21 protein-coding genes are annotated in these 19,449 nt (G+C 37.9%); 9 read left to right on the plus strand and 12 right to left on the minus strand.

The features are described 5' to 3' along the window. Nucleotides 1–819: 819 nt before the first annotated feature. From EZ456_RS20180 to EZ456_RS20220, 9 genes are all read right to left on the minus strand, one after another. The gene (locus tag EZ456_RS20180) at nt 820–1,689 is read right to left on the minus strand and encodes a pirin family protein (protein ID WP_131533268.1); all 870 of its coding nucleotides are present in this window, start codon (nt 1,687–1,689) and stop codon (nt 820–822) included. A 67-nt stretch (nt 1,690–1,756) separates the two neighbouring features. Next, complete coding sequence (locus tag EZ456_RS20185; protein ID WP_131533270.1) at nt 1,757–2,287, minus strand: YceI family protein; 531 nt, start codon at nt 2,285–2,287, stop codon at nt 1,757–1,759. A gap of 243 nt (nt 2,288–2,530) precedes the next feature. Further along, nucleotides 2,531–3,118 (minus strand): Crp/Fnr family transcriptional regulator, encoded by a 588-nt coding sequence (locus EZ456_RS20190; RefSeq protein ID WP_131533272.1) that lies wholly within the window; start codon nt 3,116–3,118, stop codon nt 2,531–2,533. Between the two features lie 12 nt (nt 3,119–3,130). Continuing rightward, nucleotides 3,131–3,289 (minus strand): FeoB-associated Cys-rich membrane protein, encoded by a 159-nt coding sequence (locus tag EZ456_RS20195; protein WP_082458743.1) that lies wholly within the window; start codon nt 3,287–3,289, stop codon nt 3,131–3,133. Between the two features lie 231 nt (nt 3,290–3,520). Continuing rightward, entirely contained in the window at nt 3,521–4,708 is a 1,188-nt protein-coding gene (locus EZ456_RS20200; protein WP_131533274.1) for a hypothetical protein, read from the minus strand. A 142-nt stretch (nt 4,709–4,850) separates the two neighbouring features. Then, complete coding sequence (locus EZ456_RS20205) at nt 4,851–5,678, minus strand: type 1 glutamine amidotransferase (RefSeq protein ID WP_131533276.1); 828 nt, start codon at nt 5,676–5,678, stop codon at nt 4,851–4,853. 7 nt (nt 5,679–5,685) lie between these two features. Continuing rightward, nucleotides 5,686–6,786, minus strand: coding sequence for a carboxylate-amine ligase (locus EZ456_RS20210; RefSeq protein ID WP_029274724.1), 1,101 nt, complete (start codon nt 6,784–6,786; stop codon nt 5,686–5,688). Nucleotides 6,787–6,815: 29 nt separating this feature from the next. Next, nucleotides 6,816–7,871 carry an ATP-grasp domain-containing protein gene (locus EZ456_RS20215; protein WP_131533278.1) on the minus strand — a complete coding sequence of 352 codons (1,056 nt, stop codon included), beginning with the start codon at nt 7,869–7,871 and terminating at the stop codon, nt 6,816–6,818. 183 nt (nt 7,872–8,054) lie between these two features. Then, nucleotides 8,055–8,762, minus strand: coding sequence for an esterase family protein (locus EZ456_RS20220; RefSeq protein WP_131533280.1), 708 nt, complete (start codon nt 8,760–8,762; stop codon nt 8,055–8,057). A gap of 182 nt (nt 8,763–8,944) precedes the next feature. On the opposite strand from EZ456_RS20220, the gene EZ456_RS20225 reads away from it, so the two are divergent. Next, nucleotides 8,945–9,757, plus strand: coding sequence for an alpha/beta hydrolase (locus EZ456_RS20225; protein ID WP_131533282.1), 813 nt, complete (start codon nt 8,945–8,947; stop codon nt 9,755–9,757). Between the two features lie 252 nt (nt 9,758–10,009). Here the strand turns inward: EZ456_RS20225 and EZ456_RS20230 are convergent, their stop codons facing one another. Both EZ456_RS20230 and EZ456_RS20235 read right to left on the minus strand, forming a co-directional pair. Next, nucleotides 10,010–10,240, minus strand: a complete 231-nt coding sequence (locus tag EZ456_RS20230) for a hypothetical protein (protein ID WP_131533284.1) — start codon at nt 10,238–10,240, stop codon at nt 10,010–10,012. Continuing rightward, on the minus strand, nt 10,233–10,910 hold the full coding sequence (locus EZ456_RS20235) for a TIGR02117 family protein (RefSeq protein WP_131533286.1): 678 nt from the start codon (nt 10,908–10,910) through the stop codon (nt 10,233–10,235). Before EZ456_RS20235 ends, EZ456_RS20230 begins: the two co-directional genes overlap by 8 nt. Nucleotides 10,911–11,036: 126 nt before the next feature. On the opposite strand from EZ456_RS20235, the gene EZ456_RS20240 reads away from it, so the two are divergent. Continuing rightward, entirely contained in the window at nt 11,037–11,483 is a 447-nt protein-coding gene (locus EZ456_RS20240; RefSeq protein ID WP_131533288.1) for a VOC family protein, read from the plus strand. 4 nt (nt 11,484–11,487) lie between these two features. Here EZ456_RS20240 and EZ456_RS20245 read toward each other — a convergent pair whose 3' ends face one another. After that, complete coding sequence (locus EZ456_RS20245; RefSeq protein ID WP_131533290.1) at nt 11,488–11,847, minus strand: DUF4180 domain-containing protein; 360 nt, start codon at nt 11,845–11,847, stop codon at nt 11,488–11,490. Nucleotides 11,848–12,008: 161 nt separating this feature from the next. Between EZ456_RS20245 and EZ456_RS20250 the strand changes: the two genes are divergently transcribed. The 7 genes from EZ456_RS20250 to EZ456_RS20280 all read left to right on the plus strand — a co-directional run bounded on the left by EZ456_RS20250 (nt 12,009) and on the right by EZ456_RS20280 (nt 19,348). After that, nucleotides 12,009–12,596 carry a Crp/Fnr family transcriptional regulator gene (locus EZ456_RS20250; protein WP_131533292.1) on the plus strand — a complete coding sequence of 196 codons (588 nt, stop codon included), beginning with the start codon at nt 12,009–12,011 and terminating at the stop codon, nt 12,594–12,596. A 76-nt stretch (nt 12,597–12,672) separates the two neighbouring features. Next, a complete protein-coding gene (locus tag EZ456_RS20255; RefSeq protein ID WP_131533294.1) occupies nt 12,673–13,446 on the plus strand; it encodes an alpha/beta hydrolase in 774 nt (257 codons plus the stop codon). Between the two features lie 196 nt (nt 13,447–13,642). Further along, the gene (gene typA, locus EZ456_RS20260; protein ID WP_131533297.1) at nt 13,643–15,448 is read left to right on the plus strand and encodes a translational GTPase TypA; all 1,806 of its coding nucleotides are present in this window, start codon (nt 13,643–13,645) and stop codon (nt 15,446–15,448) included. Nucleotides 15,449–15,771: 323 nt separating this feature from the next. Beyond that, the gene (locus tag EZ456_RS20265; RefSeq protein ID WP_131533298.1) at nt 15,772–16,332 is read left to right on the plus strand and encodes a Crp/Fnr family transcriptional regulator; all 561 of its coding nucleotides are present in this window, start codon (nt 15,772–15,774) and stop codon (nt 16,330–16,332) included. 63 nt (nt 16,333–16,395) lie between these two features. Beyond that, nucleotides 16,396–16,974 carry an NAD(P)H-dependent oxidoreductase gene (locus EZ456_RS20270; protein WP_131533300.1) on the plus strand — a complete coding sequence of 193 codons (579 nt, stop codon included), beginning with the start codon at nt 16,396–16,398 and terminating at the stop codon, nt 16,972–16,974. A 160-nt stretch (nt 16,975–17,134) separates the two neighbouring features. After that, nucleotides 17,135–18,061: a lysophospholipid acyltransferase family protein gene (locus EZ456_RS20275; RefSeq protein ID WP_131533302.1), complete on the plus strand. Its 927-nt coding sequence runs from the start codon at nt 17,135–17,137 to the stop codon at nt 18,059–18,061. A gap of 96 nt (nt 18,062–18,157) precedes the next feature. Continuing rightward, the gene (locus EZ456_RS20280; protein WP_131533304.1) at nt 18,158–19,348 is read left to right on the plus strand and encodes a serine hydrolase domain-containing protein; all 1,191 of its coding nucleotides are present in this window, start codon (nt 18,158–18,160) and stop codon (nt 19,346–19,348) included. The last annotated feature ends 101 nt before the right edge of the window (nt 19,349–19,449 follow it).

Raw genomic sequence — 19,449 nt, forward strand, 5'->3', positions numbered from 1 at the left:
CTTTTCTGATTTATTAATCAAATGTCAATAACGAATATGAAGATTGTATGAATGCTTAATTGGAATGGTAAGATAATTGATCGTTTATCCCGTGTTAAGATGCTGATTTTATCTGTCTATTTACCAGGTGAATAGGTGGTCTTTCCGGATCTTTGCATAACTAAGTAGTTAAGGTTTTCTTGCGTAAATTAAAATGCAATAAGAGGAAACGAAAAAGCATTGTCATCCTGAGAGGTCAGTTTTAGAAAAACAAGGGAGTTGGGATGACTGGTTTTTCGTAAAATCGCCACTGGTAATCTTAAAGTGCTTGCTATAAGTTTGCCCTCTGCTCAGTCTTGCCTCGGTTAGCCACCGAATGGCTCTTACTTTTTCCTTGATGAAAAAGTAACAAAAAATCAAGGCTTGCATCGTTTCTTGTAAAAACCTACGAAAATCTTTATTGCGGCAGTCTTTAGGCTCTGGCCTCACTCATCCCACAGCACCCGCTTGATTCTGCCTTGGGCTGTGAGGGTATGAAAGTGGAAGCAAAGATTTCCGTGCTTTTTCCTGCGAAAATCTGCTATGCCGGATAGCAGCGTGCAGAGGATCTTTCATTGAGCCAGTCGATGGATAAATGTTTTTTTGATTTCGATTATTAAAGGTCTTCGACAGGCTCAGACTGACAATACTTATGCTTACTTAATGACATTGGGTTGCGTCTGTAATATGCAGTTACAAAAAAGCCAGCAAACTTCACAGAAATGCTGGCTAATTAATCTATTCAGTATAATGGATGCTGAGATAAATCCGATAACTATCGGATCAGCACGATTTTTTCATTTACTCTTCTAAATAACCAAATCTTCCTTGGTTATAATCTTCAATGGCCTGATGGATTTCGGCCTCCGTATTCATTAAAAATGGTCCGTATTGAACAATTGGCTCATCTATAGGTTCGCCACTTAAAACCAAAATCACACTGTTTTCTAAAGCTTCGATCTTAATCTGTTCTCCTTTATTTTTGAAGTGAACAAAATTATCGGCTACCGCGGCTTCGGCCCCATTTATTTTAATCGAACCTTCAATCACCATAAATCCGGTGTTAAAATTCTCAGGGAAGTTAAAAGTAGCTTCACTACCTTTATTTAACCTGGCATTATAGAGTTCTATAGGCGTGAAAGTATTTGCATTGCCTTTTATGCCCTGATAATTGCCTGCTATAATTTCAATTTTTCCTCCATTTTCAGGAAGATCAAAATGAGTCATATCAGCCTGTTTAATAGCCTGATAGCCTGGTTTTCCCATTTTTTCCTTAGCAGGAAGGTTAACCCAAAGCTGAACCATTTGAAATGGACCACCAGCTAAACTGTATTGCGCTTCGTGATGTTCTTTATGTAATACACCACTTGCAGCAGTCATCCATTGTACATCACCCGGGTAAATCACTCCGCTGTTTCCAGAACTGTCATGATGCGCAACCGCACCATGATAAGCTATAGTTACCGTTTCGAAGCCCCGATGTGGATGTACGCCAACGCCCCTTGGTTCTTTCCTGGCAGAAAATTCGATCTTTGAGCCATAATCCATTAAGAAAAAAGGACTCATATTGATTTTATATCCACTTGGGAAAAAATTGTGTACCCTAAAGCCATCGCCAACCATGTGTGGCGCTGGAGCTTTTAGTACTTTTTCTATTTGTTTTGTTTCCATTACCTTTTATAATTAGATAAGGCATGGGGCTAAGCGCATAGTGCCGCCATACGCTTAGCTCTACGCGCTATGCTTGTTTCACAAACTGTAATTCACCTAAAAGGCGAACTTCTTCACTTACCATTACGCCGCCAGTTTCTAGCGCAGCATTCCAGGTTAAGCCGAATTCTGAACGATTAATTTTTCCGCTTAAAGTAAAACCAGCTTTGGTGTTTCCCCATGGATCGGTAGCAATACCACCAAATTCTGCAGTTAATTTTACTGGTTTAGTTTCGCCTTTAATGGTTAAATCGCCTTTAACAATATAATCGCCGCCATCTTTTTCTACTGAATTGGATTTAAATTCGATGTGCGCAAATTTTTCAGCGTCGAAAAAATCTCCACTTTTCAAATGGTTATCGCGGTCAGTATTTCCGGTATCGATTGAATCGATGTCGCCTTTGAAAGAAATTTCTGCATTTTCAAATTCATCACCCTCAGATGATAATTCTGCTGAGAAAGATTTTAAACTACCGGTTACAGTAGTAATCATTAAGTGTTTTACTTTAAATTGTAATTCGCTGTGGGTTGGATCTAATGTCCATTTTGTAGTTGCCATATCTTTTGTTTTTTGAGATGTTTAATATTTACAACACAAAAGTACAGCGCAGGTTTTTACTACAGATTGATGTATGGTAAGTAATAAGAAATGATTGAATGAGAGAAGGATTGAATTATTGAATGACAGATTGAGAGAAGGATGTGAGATTGATTGAATTAGTGAATGATTGAGTGTTGAAAAGTTGGAATGTTAAGATTACAATGCCATTCACTCATTCAAAATTCATTCATTCAATTATTGCTAAGGTCTGAAATGTTTATTAGCCAGTTCCTTTCTTACACGGCTTAGCGATTCGGGGGTAATGCCCAGATAAGATGCGATCATCCATTGGGGCACACGGAGCGTAAGATTAGGGTAGAGTTTAATAAAATCGAGGTATCTTTCTTCGGCCGTTGCACTTAATAGCATGTTAATTCTTTTTTGCATAAAGCGGATCGAATTGTTGAGCAGTTTGATTTGCATGGGCTGTAAGCATGGTACTTGCCTGGCCGCTTCTTCCATGAAATTGTTGGGCATTAACACAGCTTCGGTTGATTCGATGGCATCGATAAAAAATATTGATGGCTCATTGTTCATGTTGTTACGGTCGGAAACTAACCAATTTTCGGGGGCGAACTGGAGGATGTGTTCTTTGCCTTTCGCATCAATCGAATAGGCACGCAACAAACCTTTGCCTACAAAATATCCGTGTTTAAAATTATCTCCGGTATATTGAAGTATTTCGTTTTTCTCGAATTTTTTAACCTTTAAAACAGATGATATGCTTTCGAACTGCTCATCAGTTATCTCTATTTTTTCCTGTAAGTATTTTTGGAACTGATGAATCATAAAGGTGGAATATTATTTTTTTACGGGCTTAATATCGGAAAAATCTACACCACATTTGCAATTGCCACCACATCCATCTTTTTTTACCTGTAAAGATTTAAAAACCAAACGGCCAACATATACCAATGCTACCGCAAAAAGTAAAAAGACTAAAATCGTTTGAATATCCATAATACAAATATAAGTGCTTTTAAGGGGATGGTGTTCAGGGAAGTGTAAATTATTAATGTGCATTTTTACCACAGAGGAAACCGAGTTTTACACAGAGGACATAGAGCCACTTATCGACTGGGTTCGTGTCTACGCGAACCCTTAGTTTTGCTAAGAAACTCAGAAGGATTGTATCTCTTTGGTCCTCTGTGTCTTATCCTTAGTGATCTCTGTGGTTAAGGAAAACATAGTTTATTCTTCCATAAAACCTACCGTACCGCCAACCCAATCGAAATCGGCGTTATAGCGTACGCCAATCATTTTGCCTTTGCTTAATCTGGCCAGATTAATGCAAAGCTGAGGCTCGCCACCATCAGGCCATAAGTACATCATTCTTACTTCTGCTTTTACACCACCATCAGGTGCCTGTACGGCTGGCTCGTAATTTACTTTTCGTTGTAAAATCCAATTTTCGGGATCTTTTATATTGGTAATGTCTGTTTCGCTTACATCGATAATCACGCCCATTCCAGCGAATGAGAATAATGGCTTAAGTACGTAGTTTTCTAAATCAGTCGGGATTGTATTTAACTCATTTAAAAAAACTGTTTGGGGTACAAATTCGCTTTTCAAGAAAGGCATGGTGTATTTGCTGATGCGGTAAAACCAGTTTGGATGTGTTACCCATTCCACATCGAGTTCTTCACGCGGATCGAAACTGTTTTTGAAAATTTCGGTGTTATTGGCAACTTCATCAAAAATAAGGCGGTTGTAAATTCTTTTTAACTGGATCTTTTTGCCATCTTCTTCGTAAAAGAGTTGTTTATCAACTTTTTTGATGTCTTCCAGGGCCAAAATCTTAATGCCGAGCATATTTCGGGTAACTAAAAAATCAATAGCCGTTTTTTGGTTAAGTGCATCTACATCCATTAAGGCCACTTCTTCTGGTCGATGTTTGCCGATAATAACTTCTTTAAGCAGTTTGATGTACTTTTCTTCGGTAAATCCGTTTAATAAATAATTTGCCGAATGGTCTATTTCGAAACTGTTTTGAAAGGTTTTTGCCAGATGATGCTGAAAGCCATATAAAGAAGGGAAACCTTGCATTTCGATTAACATAGGAACAAGTTCTCCTGCTTCATTTTTACAGATGCCGAAATCGAAAGTTAAAAAGTGAGGCTGTTCATTTTCATTAGGCACGTTCCAGTCTGTTGGGATTGCCTTTTGGGTAAGTGCTTTAAAATTAGGTTGTTTAATCAGGTTTATAATCTCTTCTCCAGCTGCAATTAATTTTTCTTTCAGTGCTTTCGGAATAAATACCGGCGTTTCTGCAACCCTGAAAGGAATTGGAGGGTAGCCACTTTGCAGTTTAGCGATGAAGTTTTGGTACTTCTCATCAGTAAATTGTTGGTTGTATTTTTGGCGTTGAGCAGGTATCATAGGTTTATGTGTTTGATTTCTGTTGCCCAAACCGTCATTTCGACTGAAGCATCGCGAAATGGAGAAATCTTTTTGGTTAATCGTAAAAGATTTCTCCACTACGGTCGAAATGACGATTTAACGTAATAATGACCTCTTATTTTTATACTTCCTGCAAATCCCCAATGGCTTTTTGTAAGAAATTAGGTAAAATAACACTTTGCGTAAGCACAATCCTTGCCGGATCATCTAAACTGTTTAACATATCCAGGTATTTTTGTTCTCCGTGCATATCAACAATTGCTTTTTTCTTTTCTTCCTGAAGCAAATACATTTTCATGCCTACCGGATCAGCTTCTGGATGGAACTGTGTACCAATGATTTCATTTGAAAAGCGGATCGACATCATGCAGCGTTCTAAATCGACATGTTTACGTTCTTTTTCGATGGCCAATAATTTAGCGCCTTTTTTCTCAAAAGCAGCAAAATCTGGCTCGATCACTTGCCAATCTCTACTGTCGACCGAAAAGAAAGGGTTGGTGATGCCATTAAAAATTTCGTCTTTTTCTCCATCTTCCGTTAAAGTAATCGGGAAAATACCAAAAGCATTCGACCGTCTTTCGGTTACGTTGCCCAATTCATATTTTCTACAAGCCAATTGGAAGGAGTGACAGATTAAAAAAGCATACTTTTTTCTATCGTCGTTTTTATGGTTAAAAGCTTCTATCTGATCTAAGAGATTAAAAAAATCATTTTCCCATGATTCGCCCTTACTTTCAATCGGACTACCCGGGCCACCACTAGAAATATAAGCATCATATCCGATGCCCGGTACTTCTCCTTTTTGCCTTAAATCAAATATATCAAAGGTTAAATCGATATTGTTTTCGTTTTTAAAACGGGATAAAATTTCCTGAATTCCCCGCATACCCTGATTAGGTGCACCGTTATTCATGTCAATAACGGCCACCTTTAAGCTACTTTTATCCATTATAAAATTACTTTGCGCCTATAAGTGTTTGAGTAGTAATATAATCTACCACCGCCTCAAAGTTACCAGTTTGTTGGTAAACTGCCAACTGCCGGTCTGCGCCTGTGCCATGTTCAAGAATTTTATGCACGTAATTAATATCATCACGGCAGCCTAAATCATCCACAACATCATCCACAAAATCCAATAATTCTAAAATAAGGTTGCGGCAATTTACTTCCATTTCTTTTCCAAAATCGATTAGATTCCCATCAATGCCGTAACGTGCAGCCCGCCATTTATTCTCGTTAATTAACGCTCTCGAATAACTGATAAATTCCATGTTCTGCAAACGCAGTTTGTACAGTTTGGCACATAAAGCCTGAAATAATGCTGTAAAAGCCATGGTTTCATCAATCAGCATCGGACAGTCGCAAATGCGGAACTCAACCGTGTCGAAAAATGGATGTACACGGATATCCCACCAAATCTTTTTTGCATTATCCATGCAATTGGTTTTGATGAGCAATTTTACATAGTTGTCGTAATCCTCAATGCTATTAAAAATATCTGGAATACCGGTGCGGGGAAATTTGTCGAAAATTTTAGTTCTGAAAGATTTGTAACCTGTATTTCGCGATTCCCAAAAAGGAGAATTGGTTGATAAAGCGAAAACGTGCGGTAAAAAATACCTCACTTGATTGGCGATGTGTATAGCCAGTTCGCGAGATTGGAAACCTACGTGCACATGCAGTCCAAAAATGAGGTTAGAACGTGCAGCTTCCTGCAGTTCGTTCACAATCTCATTATAGCGGGGATGTTCAGTAATTAACTGTTTTTCCCAGTGCGAAAAAGGGTGAGTACCAGCAGCCCCAATCCTTAAGCCTTGCTCACCGGCGAGTTGCGATACGGTATAACGTAACTGAGAAATCTCTTTACGTGCTTCGGTGGTAGTTTTACAAATGCCAGTTCCAACTTCTACCACAGCCTGGTGCATTTCTGCCTTAACCTGATCTTTGTGAATCTTTTGTGCGGCCTCTACAATTTTTTGGTCGTGAGAAGTAAGCTCTCTGGTAACGGGATCAATTACCATGTATTCTTCTTCTATGCCCAGCGTAAACTCGTTCATCCTAATGTTGATTAAAAATTAAATCCCAATTATTTTTTTGCTGCAGCTTTTTTAGGTTTTGCAGGTGTTTTTTCTGCTGTGACAACTTTCTTCGGTGCAGCTGTTTTTGCGGTTTTTGGTGCGGCCTTAGCAATTAGGGGTTTACCACCAACCGACGATTTAATGTATTCGCCCCAGGTTAAATTATCTTGTCCGTCTTTTTGTGCTTTAGCCCTTTCTATGGCATAATTTGCAGTGGTTTCTACTACCCAGTCGAAATTTTCCTGACCAACACTTTTAATATCGGCATCAGGGGCAGGGTTACAGAAATCGATCGCAATAGGTATTCCATCACGCACGGCAAACTCTACCGTATTGAAATCGTATCCTAAATATTTGCACAGTCTTAGGGTGTATTCTTCTACTGTTTTAAGCAATTTCGGATCTGGCGATTTACCTTCAGTTGCATAACGCAGGTGATGAGGGTTCCGTGGATCGTACTGCATAATACGAACGTATTTGCCGCCAATGCAATAACACCTAAAATATTCTTCAAAAATGATTTCTTCCTGCAAAAGCATCACCAATTGTTGTGTGCCGCTATGTTTATCAAAAAAATCTTCTTTATCATGAAGTTTATAAACATCTCTCCAGCCACCACCATCGTAAGGTTTCATATAGGCCGGAAAACCTGTGTATTCGAAAATGGCATCCCAATCTAAGGGCATGGTTAGGTTAGAAAAAGATTCTCCAGTGGTTCCTGTTGGATGCTCTCTTGAGGGGATTAAAGCTGTTTTGGGTACCGGTACGCCAATTTGTTCGGCAAGTGCATTATTAAAAAACTTCTCGTCGGCACTCCACCAAAATGGGTTGTTGATTACAGCGGTTCCAGTAATTGCAGCATTTTTTAACGATGCACGATAGAATGGCACATCTTGCGAAATGCGGTCGATAATTACCGAATAACCTAATGGCACATTCTGAAATATTTTGTCGATTTGAACAGCTTCGGCAGTGATGCCTTTTTCTGCTTTTTGATTGATTCTTTCGATTACGGCTTCAGGAAAAGAGCGTTCCTGTCCAAATAAAATCCCTATTTTTTTCATTGTTTTAAATTTGTCTTTCAATGGTGATGAAGCGATCATGAGCAGCGTTGCTGGTTATACTTTTGCTCATGATGGTTTAATTGGTAAGTATTGAGTTTAATTGTTTAACTGCTTAATCGGTTAATTGTTTGATTATTATAATTTAATCAACTCGGGGCTTAAGACTACCGACTTTGGACTAAACTAAAGCTGCGCAATATAATCTGGAAACATCTCTCTCCAGATGGGCCAATCGTGATCGGCATTTTGCCTGATATCCAGCCAATGGTCGATGCCCTTTTTGTTTAAGATATCTGATAAACGTTCATTGTCAGGCCTGCACATATCCCGATCGGTTGTGCCCAAAACAATTTTCATGTAGTGCAGTTCGGGGTTACTGTTGTTCAGAAGATTGTCTACAGGGTTGTTGAAATAAACATCATCGTTGTAAAAACCGTCCAGCTGACCAGAAATATCAAAAGCACCGCTCATGCTAAACATATGGCTAACCAGCCAGGGATGCCGGAAAGCGAAATTTGCCGCATGATAACCGCCAAAACTGCAACCAGCAGTAATAATTTTGCTATGCCCTGTTTCGTGCCTGGCCAAAGGCGCTACTTCTTCCAATAAATACTTGTCGTACCAGATATGGTTTTTAACCCGATCTGCGGGATGAATACTTTTATTGTACCAACTTAGTTTATCAACGCCATCAGGGCAATAGATCTTAATTTTTCCTTCATTGATAAATCCCTCAACAGAATCTATCAACTTGAAATCTTTATTTTCAAAATATCGCCCCATGCTTGTCGGGAACAGTAGGATAGGGATGCCACCGTGACCAAAGATGAGCATGTCGATTTCGCCATTTAAATTCGGGCTGTACCATTTCTTATGTTCTTCTTTAACCATAATAAAAATTGAATGACTTAAGGTATAAATTAAAATCTACAAAAAGAATAGTTTAGGTAGTAAAATGATACAAATCAAAAGCCTATTGTAAAAATTAACCCATGATAATTAATAGTTTACAGAGATTTGTACCTTTGCACCCTAATTCTGAGGCGAGAGCCATGTGATAGGGGATTTTGATTATGATATACTCCACAATTTTAACGGTAAAAGTTAACACTAGTAACTTTAAAATACCCTCTGCTTACTTAAAGCACGAGGTAGAAATAGATATTTATGCCCCTGAAGGTATTTTAGGAAATGAAAAAATAGAACTTCTTTTATTGAATGATGGGCAGGATGTTGCCAAAATGGATTTCAGACGGATTTTGGAAGAAGCCCACCACAGCAAAAGAAACCATAGGTTAATTGTTGTAGCGATTAAAGCATCAGCAGATCGTTTAATGGAATACGGCGTTGCAGGAGTGCCCGATTTTAAGGGACGCGGAGCGAAAGCCAATCTATACACCGATTTCGTGATCAAAGAACTTTTACCTTTTGTTAAAAAGAAAATTGCGATGCCGATAACCGGCAAAGTAGGTTTTGCAGGATTTTCTTTAGGCGGTTTATCTGCTTTTGATATCGCCTGGAATAATCCATCAGCTTTTGATGCCATCGGTGTTTTTTCCGGAGCTTTTTGGTGGAGAAAAAAAGATCTGGCAGAAGGTTATACTGATGCCGACCGCATTATGCATGCGCAGCTAGAAAGTACTTCAACCAAACCTGATATGAAATTCTGGTTAATGACCGGAACGGAAGATGAAAAGGCCGATCGGAATAAAAACATGATCATCGATTCTATAGATGATACAATTGATATTGTTAAAATCCTCTTGAGTAAAGGTTATAAACGGCCTGAAAATGTTTTTTACTACGAAAAAGTTGGGGGTAAACACGATGTTCCAACCTGGGAAAGTGTAATGCCGGCCTTTTTAGATTGGGCATTTGAGGTTTAGTTAAGAGAAATTCGTCATCTCGACTGAAGCAAGGCGGAATGGAGAGATCTATAGTAGATTTCTCGACTACGTTGAACTCCGCTAGAAATGACGATCATTTATTTATACTTCAAAAAAATATCGGTATCAAATATTGTCCATAAACAGCTGCGTTGACCGCACTTTTTTAATGCGGCGTTATCTATCGATCGGTGTCAAACCGACCGAAATTCTGATTGATTTTTTTTGCCCTACTGCACAATCTTGCCTCGGCTAGCCGCCGCCGAAGGGCTCTTTCTTTTTGGCATCAAAAAAGAAACAAAAAATGCCGTCTGAAAATTTTTCTTTGGAAGCCAGTAGGTTGGCTTGGTCAGTGGAGTCCGAAAAATTTGTTAGGCCGGAATTAAGCTGAACGGAGATATAGTGCGGCGGCCTCGCTTTGTGTAAATGTATGGTGCCGCCAATAGCTCTTAACACATTATTAGAACCTAGTTGTCTACTCATATTTCAAAAAAATCCCGGTATCAAAAATAGTCCACAAACAACTTCTTTGTCCACACGATTTTAAGGCTGCATTGGCCCAGGTATTGCAGGTTTTAAAAATGCTGTAACTTCCTTCTGCTTCATAAAAAGCATCACCAATATCATAATGGATGTTCGATTTAACATTGATCAAGTGTCCTGCTTCATCTTTTCTGAAACTATTCAGTACATAACTGATCAACTGTCGATATTGCGTTTTGCTGATGATAATTTTCTTACAGCTCGCATCTTCCTGAATGTTTTTGTAATAGGTGGTGTGCATGGCAGATGTGCTTAAACCTGAAATAGCTCTTAGCCCATTACTGAGTTTAAGGTCTGAAAATTCTGGAGTTTCGAGGTAGAATTTCTTGTCTCCCCAACCCATCGCCAGGTATTGATAAGTGCTATCGGCTTCTAGCGTGTTTTGGTAACTGATTTCCTTTGTCCAATTTATTTCAGCACTGACCGCCGGAACCACAATATCAGTATGTACGCCGTTAGTCATGATGTAGATGGCAACCTCTTTAGCGTTTGTTGGATTGGCGTTTATGGTGATCCGTGAACAACAAAAAGCCGTTAAAAAATAAATTCCAATCAGCAGGATAAAAGCAATGCAGCATCTACTGGCATATTTTAAAAACCTTTTGTTCATTTCGATCGGATTATTTTATACTTAATACAGCGTTTGAGTTTTTGGTAACCCATTTATTGATTTTATTGATGGCGGTATCGAAAAACATGATTTTTTGGAGCTCTAACTTATCTCTACTTTCACGCTATGATAAAGGGACTATTTGAAACACATATTTATGTTGAAGATTTAGCAAGATCGATCGATTTTTATAGCAATACTTTGGGCTTAACACAATGCCATTACGAAGAAGAACGCAAAATTGCATTTTTCTGGATAGGGAAGCCAAAAGAAGCGATGCTTGGGATCTGGGAAAAACCAAAAAACGAAATCGACATCAGGCATTTTGCCTTTCGTTGTGATGTAGATGATGTACTGAATAAATCAGTTCAATTTCTTGAATCTAAAAATCTTCAGTCCTATAATTTTCTTAAAAATGGAAATCGCGAACCCATGGTTTTTGCGTGGATGCCTGCCTTAGCCATTTATTTTAACGATCCGGATGGACACGCATTAGAATTTATAGCCATTTTAGCAGGAGAAGCAAGGCCCGAGCTAGGCGTAATTTCTTACGAAGATTGGTTAAGCATATAATATATCAATTAGCTAGCTTTGTTAGGGCTTCGGCTGTAGAACCTAAAAAATTGATGTGTTTGCTCTTATTGCTTTCGTAAATAAAATCTTTAATGCTTTTACTTTGATATGGGCTAAAATCGCCGATAATAGCCAGGCTTACCCGGTAATTTGAAAACTTTTGGAGAATTTCTCCAGCTATTCCGGTTTTAAGATCAAAGAAAGCAGGGGTAATGTTCTGTACGTGTATAATAATTTTATCAAACCCTTGGTAATATAAGTTTCCCAATAAATCTAATCCATCTTCTGCATGATTAATAATGATTTCTTCCGAAAGAACTTCGGCAATATTGATATTGTTTATCGTGTGTGATTCAATTTTCATCTGTTGATTTTTAATAGGCTGTTAAAGGTAATGATATTCATTTTCTTGCTACTAATATAAAAATTATGCTTTTAACAGGAAGATCTGGTTAAAATCTGTTCATCATGTTTTAGAATTTATAGCGATATTAGACTCTCAATGCTAATTAACCTCTTTAAATCATGCAAGAAATCGACATTGTTGCCTATGCGTTCGCTCAGTTTGCTAAAATGGATGCTGAAGCGTTCGAACCCTCAAAGCCGCATTGGAAAATAAAACAATATAAAAAAGGCGATTTCTATAATCAGCACAGAACGGTCTGTAAATTTTTAGGATTTATCATTGATGGTGTATTTCGATCTTATGTGGTTGATGAGAAAAGTGGCGAAGAGAAGAATGTCTTTCTCTATTCTGGCAACCAGTTTGTCGTTACGTTTAAAAGTTTTATCAATCAGCAACCATGCGATTACCATACGCAGGCCATGACCGATGCCATGGTGGTTTATATCCATATTGATGATTTATTGCAACTGTATCAACAATCTCATCAATGGGAAACCTTTGGACGTCTTTTGGCGCAGGAGGCATTTAACATTGCCATGGATAGGGCCGAGAGTTTTGTTTTTAAAACACCCGAACAGCGTTATCTAGATTTGATTAAATACCATCCACAGATTTTCAATAATATTCCACTTTATCATATTTCTTCCTACTTGGGCATTCAGGGGCCATCGTTAAGCAGGATAAGAAAAAGACTTACAGGTAAATAACGATTTTAACTTAGGTTAAAATTATTGCTGTTTTTAAGCTGGAGATTTGAGGTATCAAATTAAAACTAAAAACAACATGAAAACTTTAAAATCTAAAACAATCGTATTTGTACATGGTCTATTCGTAAACAATAAAAGCTGGGAAAATTGGAAAACTTTCTTCGAAGCTAAAGGTTACACCGTTTATACACCTGCAAATCCATCACACGAAGGTAATCCAGCTACTTTAAGAACAAACATCGACCCTAATTTAACCAAGGTAAATTTTGTTGATGTGGTAAATAATCTCGTAAAATTTATCGACACCCTGCCAGAGAAACCAATCCTGATCGGACACTCATTGGGCGGTTTAACGGTTCAAAAATTAATGGATCTTGGTAAAGGCGAAGCTGGCGTTATGATTGATGGTGCTCCTCCAATGGGTGTTATTCCATACGAATGGAGTTTTTGGAAATCTAATTTTACTGTTGTTAATCCGTTCAAAGGTAACACTGTTTTTATGCCAACAAAATCGTGGTTTCATTATACCTTCGGTAATACTTTAGCAAGAGCAGAATCTGATCAAGTATTTGATGAATTTGTGGTGCCAGAAAGTAGAGCGATTGCCTGGGGAACGTTAAAAAGTTATGCCAAGGTAGATTTTAAAAAAGCCCACCAACCTTTATTGTTTATCGCTGGCGAAAAAGACCATATTATGCCTGCTACTTTGAACAAAAGAAATTTTAAAGCCTATAAAAATCCAGCTAGCATAACCGATTTTAAAATGTTTGAAGGAAGAGGCCACTTCATTTGTGGTGAAAAAAACTGGGAAGAAGTAGCAACTTATATCTACAATTGGATCAAAAACTAAAATCCGGATGCGTTTGCTTAGGGTTTTCGATCTGTCTAATCAGAGAAGCGAGTGTATAAGAAAGGGAAAACATTGTGCTCACTTTTCTGTTTAAAAATGAGATAATTACAACATTATCATCATATTAAATAGTGAGAGATATAGTAGAAAATCCATTTCAAAACACTATCTTTGCGCCAAATTTGAGGCGCATTTTATGCAAAAGATTAGAAATATAGCTATTATAGCACACGTTGACCACGGCAAAACTACTTTGGTTGATAAGATTTTACATTCTTGTTCTATTTTTCGTGACAACGAACAAACAGGAGATTTGATATTGGATAACAACGATTTAGAGCGCGAGCGTGGTATCACGATTGTATCTAAAAACGTATCGGTTCAGTACAAAGACGTAAAAATTAACATTATTGACACTCCTGGTCACGCGGATTTCGGCGGTGAGGTAGAGCGTGTTCTGAAAATGGCAGATGGTGTACTTTTACTTTGCGATGCTTTTGAAGGTGCAATGCCTCAAACGCGTTTCGTAACGCAAAAAGCTTTAGCCCTTGGTTTAAAACCGATTGTGGTGGTAAACAAAGTGGATAAAGAAAACTGTCGCCCAGAAGAGGTTTACGAACAGATTTTCGAATTGTTCTTTAACCTTGAAGCAACTGAAGAGCAATTGGATTTCCCGGTTATTTACGGTTCATCTAAACAAGGATGGATGAGTACGGATTGGAAAGTGCCAACTACTGATATTTTCGCTTTATTGGATGCAGTTGTGGCTAACATTCCACCTGCACCGATTAACGATGGTACTTTACAGATGCAGATCACTTCTTTAGATTATTCATCTTTCGTAGGCCGTATCGCTATCGGTCGTGTTCACCGTGGTACAATTAAAGAAAACCAACCGGTTACTTTAATTAAACGCGATGGCAAAATCGTAAAATCAAGAGTAAAAGAATTGTATACTTTCGAAGGTTTAGGAAAAATCCGCACTACAGAAGTAAGCTCAGGCGATATTTGTGCTGTTGTGGGTATTGATGGTTTTGATATTGGTGATACCATCTCTGATTTCGATTCACCAGAACAATTGCCTGTTATCAGCATTGATGAGCCAACAATGAACATGTTGTTTACCATCAACAACTCTCCATTTTTCGGTAAAGAAGGTAAATTAGTAACCTCTCAACGTATTAAAGAACGTTTATACAAAGAGATGGAGAAAAATTTGGCTTTAAAGGTTATAGAAACCGCATCTCCAGATTCATGGTTGGTTTACGGTCGTGGTATTCTCCATTTATCTGTATTAATCGAAACGATGCGTCGTGAAGGTTATGAAATTCAGGTTGGTCAGCCACAGGTTATCGTTAAAGAAATAGACGGTAAAAAATGTGAGCCAATTGAGACATTAATTGTTGATGTTCCGGGAGAGGTTTCTGGTAAAGTAATCGAATTGGTAACTCAGCGTAAAGGTGAGTTGTTAATTATGGAACCAAAAGGCGATTTACAACACTTAGAATTCGAAATCCCATCTCGTGGCATTATCGGTTTACGTAACAATGTTTTAACTGCTACAGCGGGTGAAGCGATTATGGCTCACCGTTTCAAAGCTTACGAGCCTTGGAAAGGTACAATCCCTGGTCGTTCGAACGGTGTATTGGTTTCAATGGATAAAGGTCAAACTACAGCTTATTCAATCGATAAGTTGCAAGATAGAGGTCGTTTCTTTGTAGATCCAGGAGTTGATGTTTATGAAGGTCAGATTATGGGTGAGCATATCCGTGATAATGATTTAGTAGTAAACATTGTTAAAGGTAAAGCATTAACGAATATGCGTGCTTCTGGTACAGATGATAACGCCCGTATTGCTCCTGCAATTAAATTCTCTTTAGAGGAAGCAATGGAATATATCCAGGCTGATGAGTATATCGAGGTTACACCTGCAAGCATGCGTTTACGTAAAATCTTCTTAACAGAACAAGAACGTAAAGTTAAAGGAAAGCAGTTCGCTTAGCCCTTAAATCCCCTAAAAGGGACATAAAATACGAAGCCTCGATGTAAATCGGGGCTTTTTTGCGTTTAAATGGTTTTATTCGAGTTGACAACTTTAATAGTAAACAGACCCTGAAGTTGTCAACTCTAGAAGTTAGATTTTTAGGGCTGTGATAAAAATAATAAGGAAAGCAATTTCGGTACCTTTTTTAATGTCCGTCCTTCTTTCCGCTAAATCCCCGATGAAGAATCGGGGGATACCGCTGCTATAAGGTTTAAGACCGTTGGGGCTGTGGTATTAGGTTTCTTCAATTTTACTTATCTTTCCACAATAATATAATATCCATGCAAAGTTACCTCCAATCCTTTAATATTCTTTCGCCGGCAGAAATAGAGATTTTTGTGGCAGGTGCAAAACCTAGAAGATTGAAAAAGGGAGAATTCTTTATTACAGAGAATAACATCTGTAAGGAAGTGACATTCATAAAATCGGGTATTCTGCGTTCTTATTATACTTCGGCAAGTGCAGAAGAATATACTTATTGCCTTACTTTTCCGAATCAGTTTATGACAGCTTATTCATCGCTGATTACCGGTAATCCAACTGCCGAAAATATACAGGCCATGAGTGATGTAGATTTATTGATCATTAAAAAGGAAGTTATTGATGGCTTAGCCACGTCGAGTATAAATGGACTAAAGTTGTTAAAAAAAATCGCAGAGCAGCAGTATTTACATTTAGAGAAACGTGTTTTTCTGTATCAGAAAGATGCTGCTAAAGTGCGTTATCTGGAGCTTTTTAAAAGCCATCCCGATTATATAAAACAAGTTCCGGTAAAGTACCTCGCTTCTTTTCTGGCCATTACGCCAAGGCATTTGAGCAGGCTGCGGCGGGAAATTATTTAAGGACATTTGTCTGCCTTTTGTGTAAATGATCGAAGTTAGTTTTGTGGTGTAAAAAAAAGCAGCATGAAAAACATTTTGATTATCAATGGTCATCCGAATAAAGATAGTATCAATTTCGCTTTGGCAGAAGCATACTATAATGGTGCGAAAGCAGCAGGAGCAAATGTTTCGTTAATCCACATTGCCGATTTAACATTCAACCCCAATCTGCAGTTCGGTTATCGGCAAAGGATGGAATTAGAACCCGATCTATTCTCCAGTTTAGAAAAAATCAAGGCTGCAAATCATCTGGTTTGGGTTCATCCGATTTGGTGGGGTGGCATGCCTGCTGTGATGAAGGGATTTATAGACCGTTTGTTTCTTCCGGGGATTGCTTTTAGATACCGTGAAAACAGTATTTGGTGGGATAAATTGTTGAAGGGAAAAACAGCCAGGATCATAACCACATTAGATCAGCCATCCTGGTATTATAGACTGTTCTTTGGTCGCCCGAGCGTTAATCAATTAAAGAAAAGTGTATTGCAATTCTGTGGTGTAAATCCTGTCAAAGTTAGCTATATCGGAATTATTAAAAATTCAACCGAAAATCAACGTTTAAAATGGCTGGAGGATATGTATAAGATGGGCAGGTTCTTTAAGTAACTAACTGTTGATCAGTTTAATTATTAATCAGATCTGTAGTTTTTCGTCATAAATTCTTCATAAAACCTTTAGGAATAAAAAAACAAACAATTGTATGGCAATTAGTGTTGCGCTCAGCTTTAATTTTGTGCTTTTGCAAGCAAACTAATCATCCCTCATCATGATTAATAAAGGGTTATCCAAAATGGGTATATTTTTATTAAATATGCTCTCTCTGTTGCCGCTATTTATTCTATACAGATTGGCAGATGCTTTTTATGTGTTAATATTTTATGTTTTTGGCTACCGTAGAAAAGTGGTTAAAGAAAATCTGGTTAATGCATTCCCCAAGAAAAACACTACAGAAATTAATGCTATAGAGAAACGTTTTTATAAATTTTTTTCTTCACTTTTTATTGAAGTAATTAAAATGAAAAGCATCTCTAAAAAGGAATTAAACAAAAGGGTAAGGTTTAAAAATGTGGATCTGGTAGAAGCTTATCTCAAAAATAATGAAAGTGTGCTTTTCTGCTCATCACATTATGGCAATTATGAATGGGTATGTATGGCTATTGGTTTAAACTTTTCGGGCGAACATTTCCCGATTTATAAACCTTTGAGCAGCGAAGCTTTCGACAACTGGTTTCTGACGATGAGAAGCAAATTTGGTAACCACATGGTATCGATGCGCCAAACTTTAAGAGCTATCCAATCCAATAAGAATAAACCAACCATGTTTACCTTTGGTAGCGATCAGGCACCTTCAAAAGATGAATCGAATTACTGGACAACCTTTTTAAATCAGGAATCTTCTATACAGTTAGGGCTTGAGAAAATTGCCCGAAAAACTAACCGTCCGGTTTTTTATTTGAAAATCAATTATTTAAAAAGGGGATATTACGAAGTAGATTGTGTGCCAATCTGTTTAAACCCTGCCGAAACTGCCGAGTTCGAAATTACCGAAATGCATACCCACTTTTTAGAGGATATGATTAAAGAAGCACCTGCTTACTGGTTATGGAGCCATCGCAGATGGAAATACAAGCCCGAACCAAAGGTTTCAGAAATTATCGAAAAAGGTCAGAATATAATGGATGCGATAGCTTAACATATGTATGCTTAGAAAAAATTGCTTTTGATTATTTGAATTCTCAAATAGGCAGAATTCTGAAATATTTTATATTTGTTGGGATAACGCCTACCGATGAAAACATTTAAGAAAATACTGTTAATCCTGATTTATTCGTTTTTTTTATCATTGTTAGGATTATTCCTTTGGAAGCCGTATTTATTAAGTGTATTAAAATATAGAACACCTAATTCTGAAACCTATAAAATTTTCCCTCAGGAAATTTCACATAAAAGTGATTTTCCATTCTATTTCATCAGATCGGCCAGGCCGCGGAACGATTTGGATACCCTTCATGTTTTGGACGGGAACAATCAATCTATTCCCTTAAAAGAATATTTAAAAAATGGACAGATCAATGTTTTTATCGTGATCAGGAATGATAGTGTTTTGTATGAAAGATATAGCAAGGGTTATAGCGACAGTACTTTAACGACTATCTTTTCTGGAGCTAAAAGCATAATTTCTATTATGCTGGGCCAAGCGTTAAATGATCATAGTATCAATAACCTAAACGACAAAGTAACCAGGTATATTCCCGAATTAAAATCGAATCCTGCTTTTGAACAGATTACTTTGAGAAACCTTTTGGATATGAAGTCGGGTCTTGAATTTCAGGATGCTGTAGGCGGGATTGTAAAAGCATTTTTTTCTGATGAGGCAAAATATTATTACACCAATGATATGAAAGCACAGCTGATGAAAGTTAAGCTGGTAAATAAACCGGGCACCGTTTGGAAGTACAAAAGTATCGATCCAATTTTATTGGGGTGGGTTTTAAAAAAGGCAACAGGAAAATCTGTAGCGCAGTATTTTGAAGCTAATGTATGGAAGAAAATTGGGGCAGAATATAATGCAACCTGGGGTTTAGACCAGATTGACGGCCTTACAAACACCGCAAGTCGTTTTCAGGTTACGGCCATTGATTTTGCAAAAATTGGGCGGCTATATTTAAATAAAGGTAGTTATAATGGGAAACAAGTGGTTCCCGAGAACTGGGTAAATCAATCCATCAATATTGGTTCAGAACAACCGGCCTCTGCAAAAGGTTGGCAAAAATCAGCGCATTATTACCTCTGGTGGATTCCGCAAGAAGGGGATAAGGGAGACTATGCTGCAGAAGGTATGCTTGGTCAAAGGTTGTACATAGATCCGAAAACGAATACCATTATTGTTCAGTTTGCTGATCATGGCGCCGGCAATTATCCTTACCGGAAAATCAGTAGGTATTTAAGTGGTTTGCCGTTTAGTTACCCGAAGCGTTAGTAACCACAGAGCACACTAAGGTTTCACAGAGGAAAGAAAGAATGGGTGATTTCCTTTCTGGTTGGCCATTAAAACACAAAGGATAACAGTGAACTTTACAG

Source organism: Pedobacter psychrodurus, assembly GCF_004331735.1.
GTDB lineage: Bacteria > Bacteroidota > Bacteroidia > Sphingobacteriales > Sphingobacteriaceae > Pedobacter > Pedobacter psychrodurus.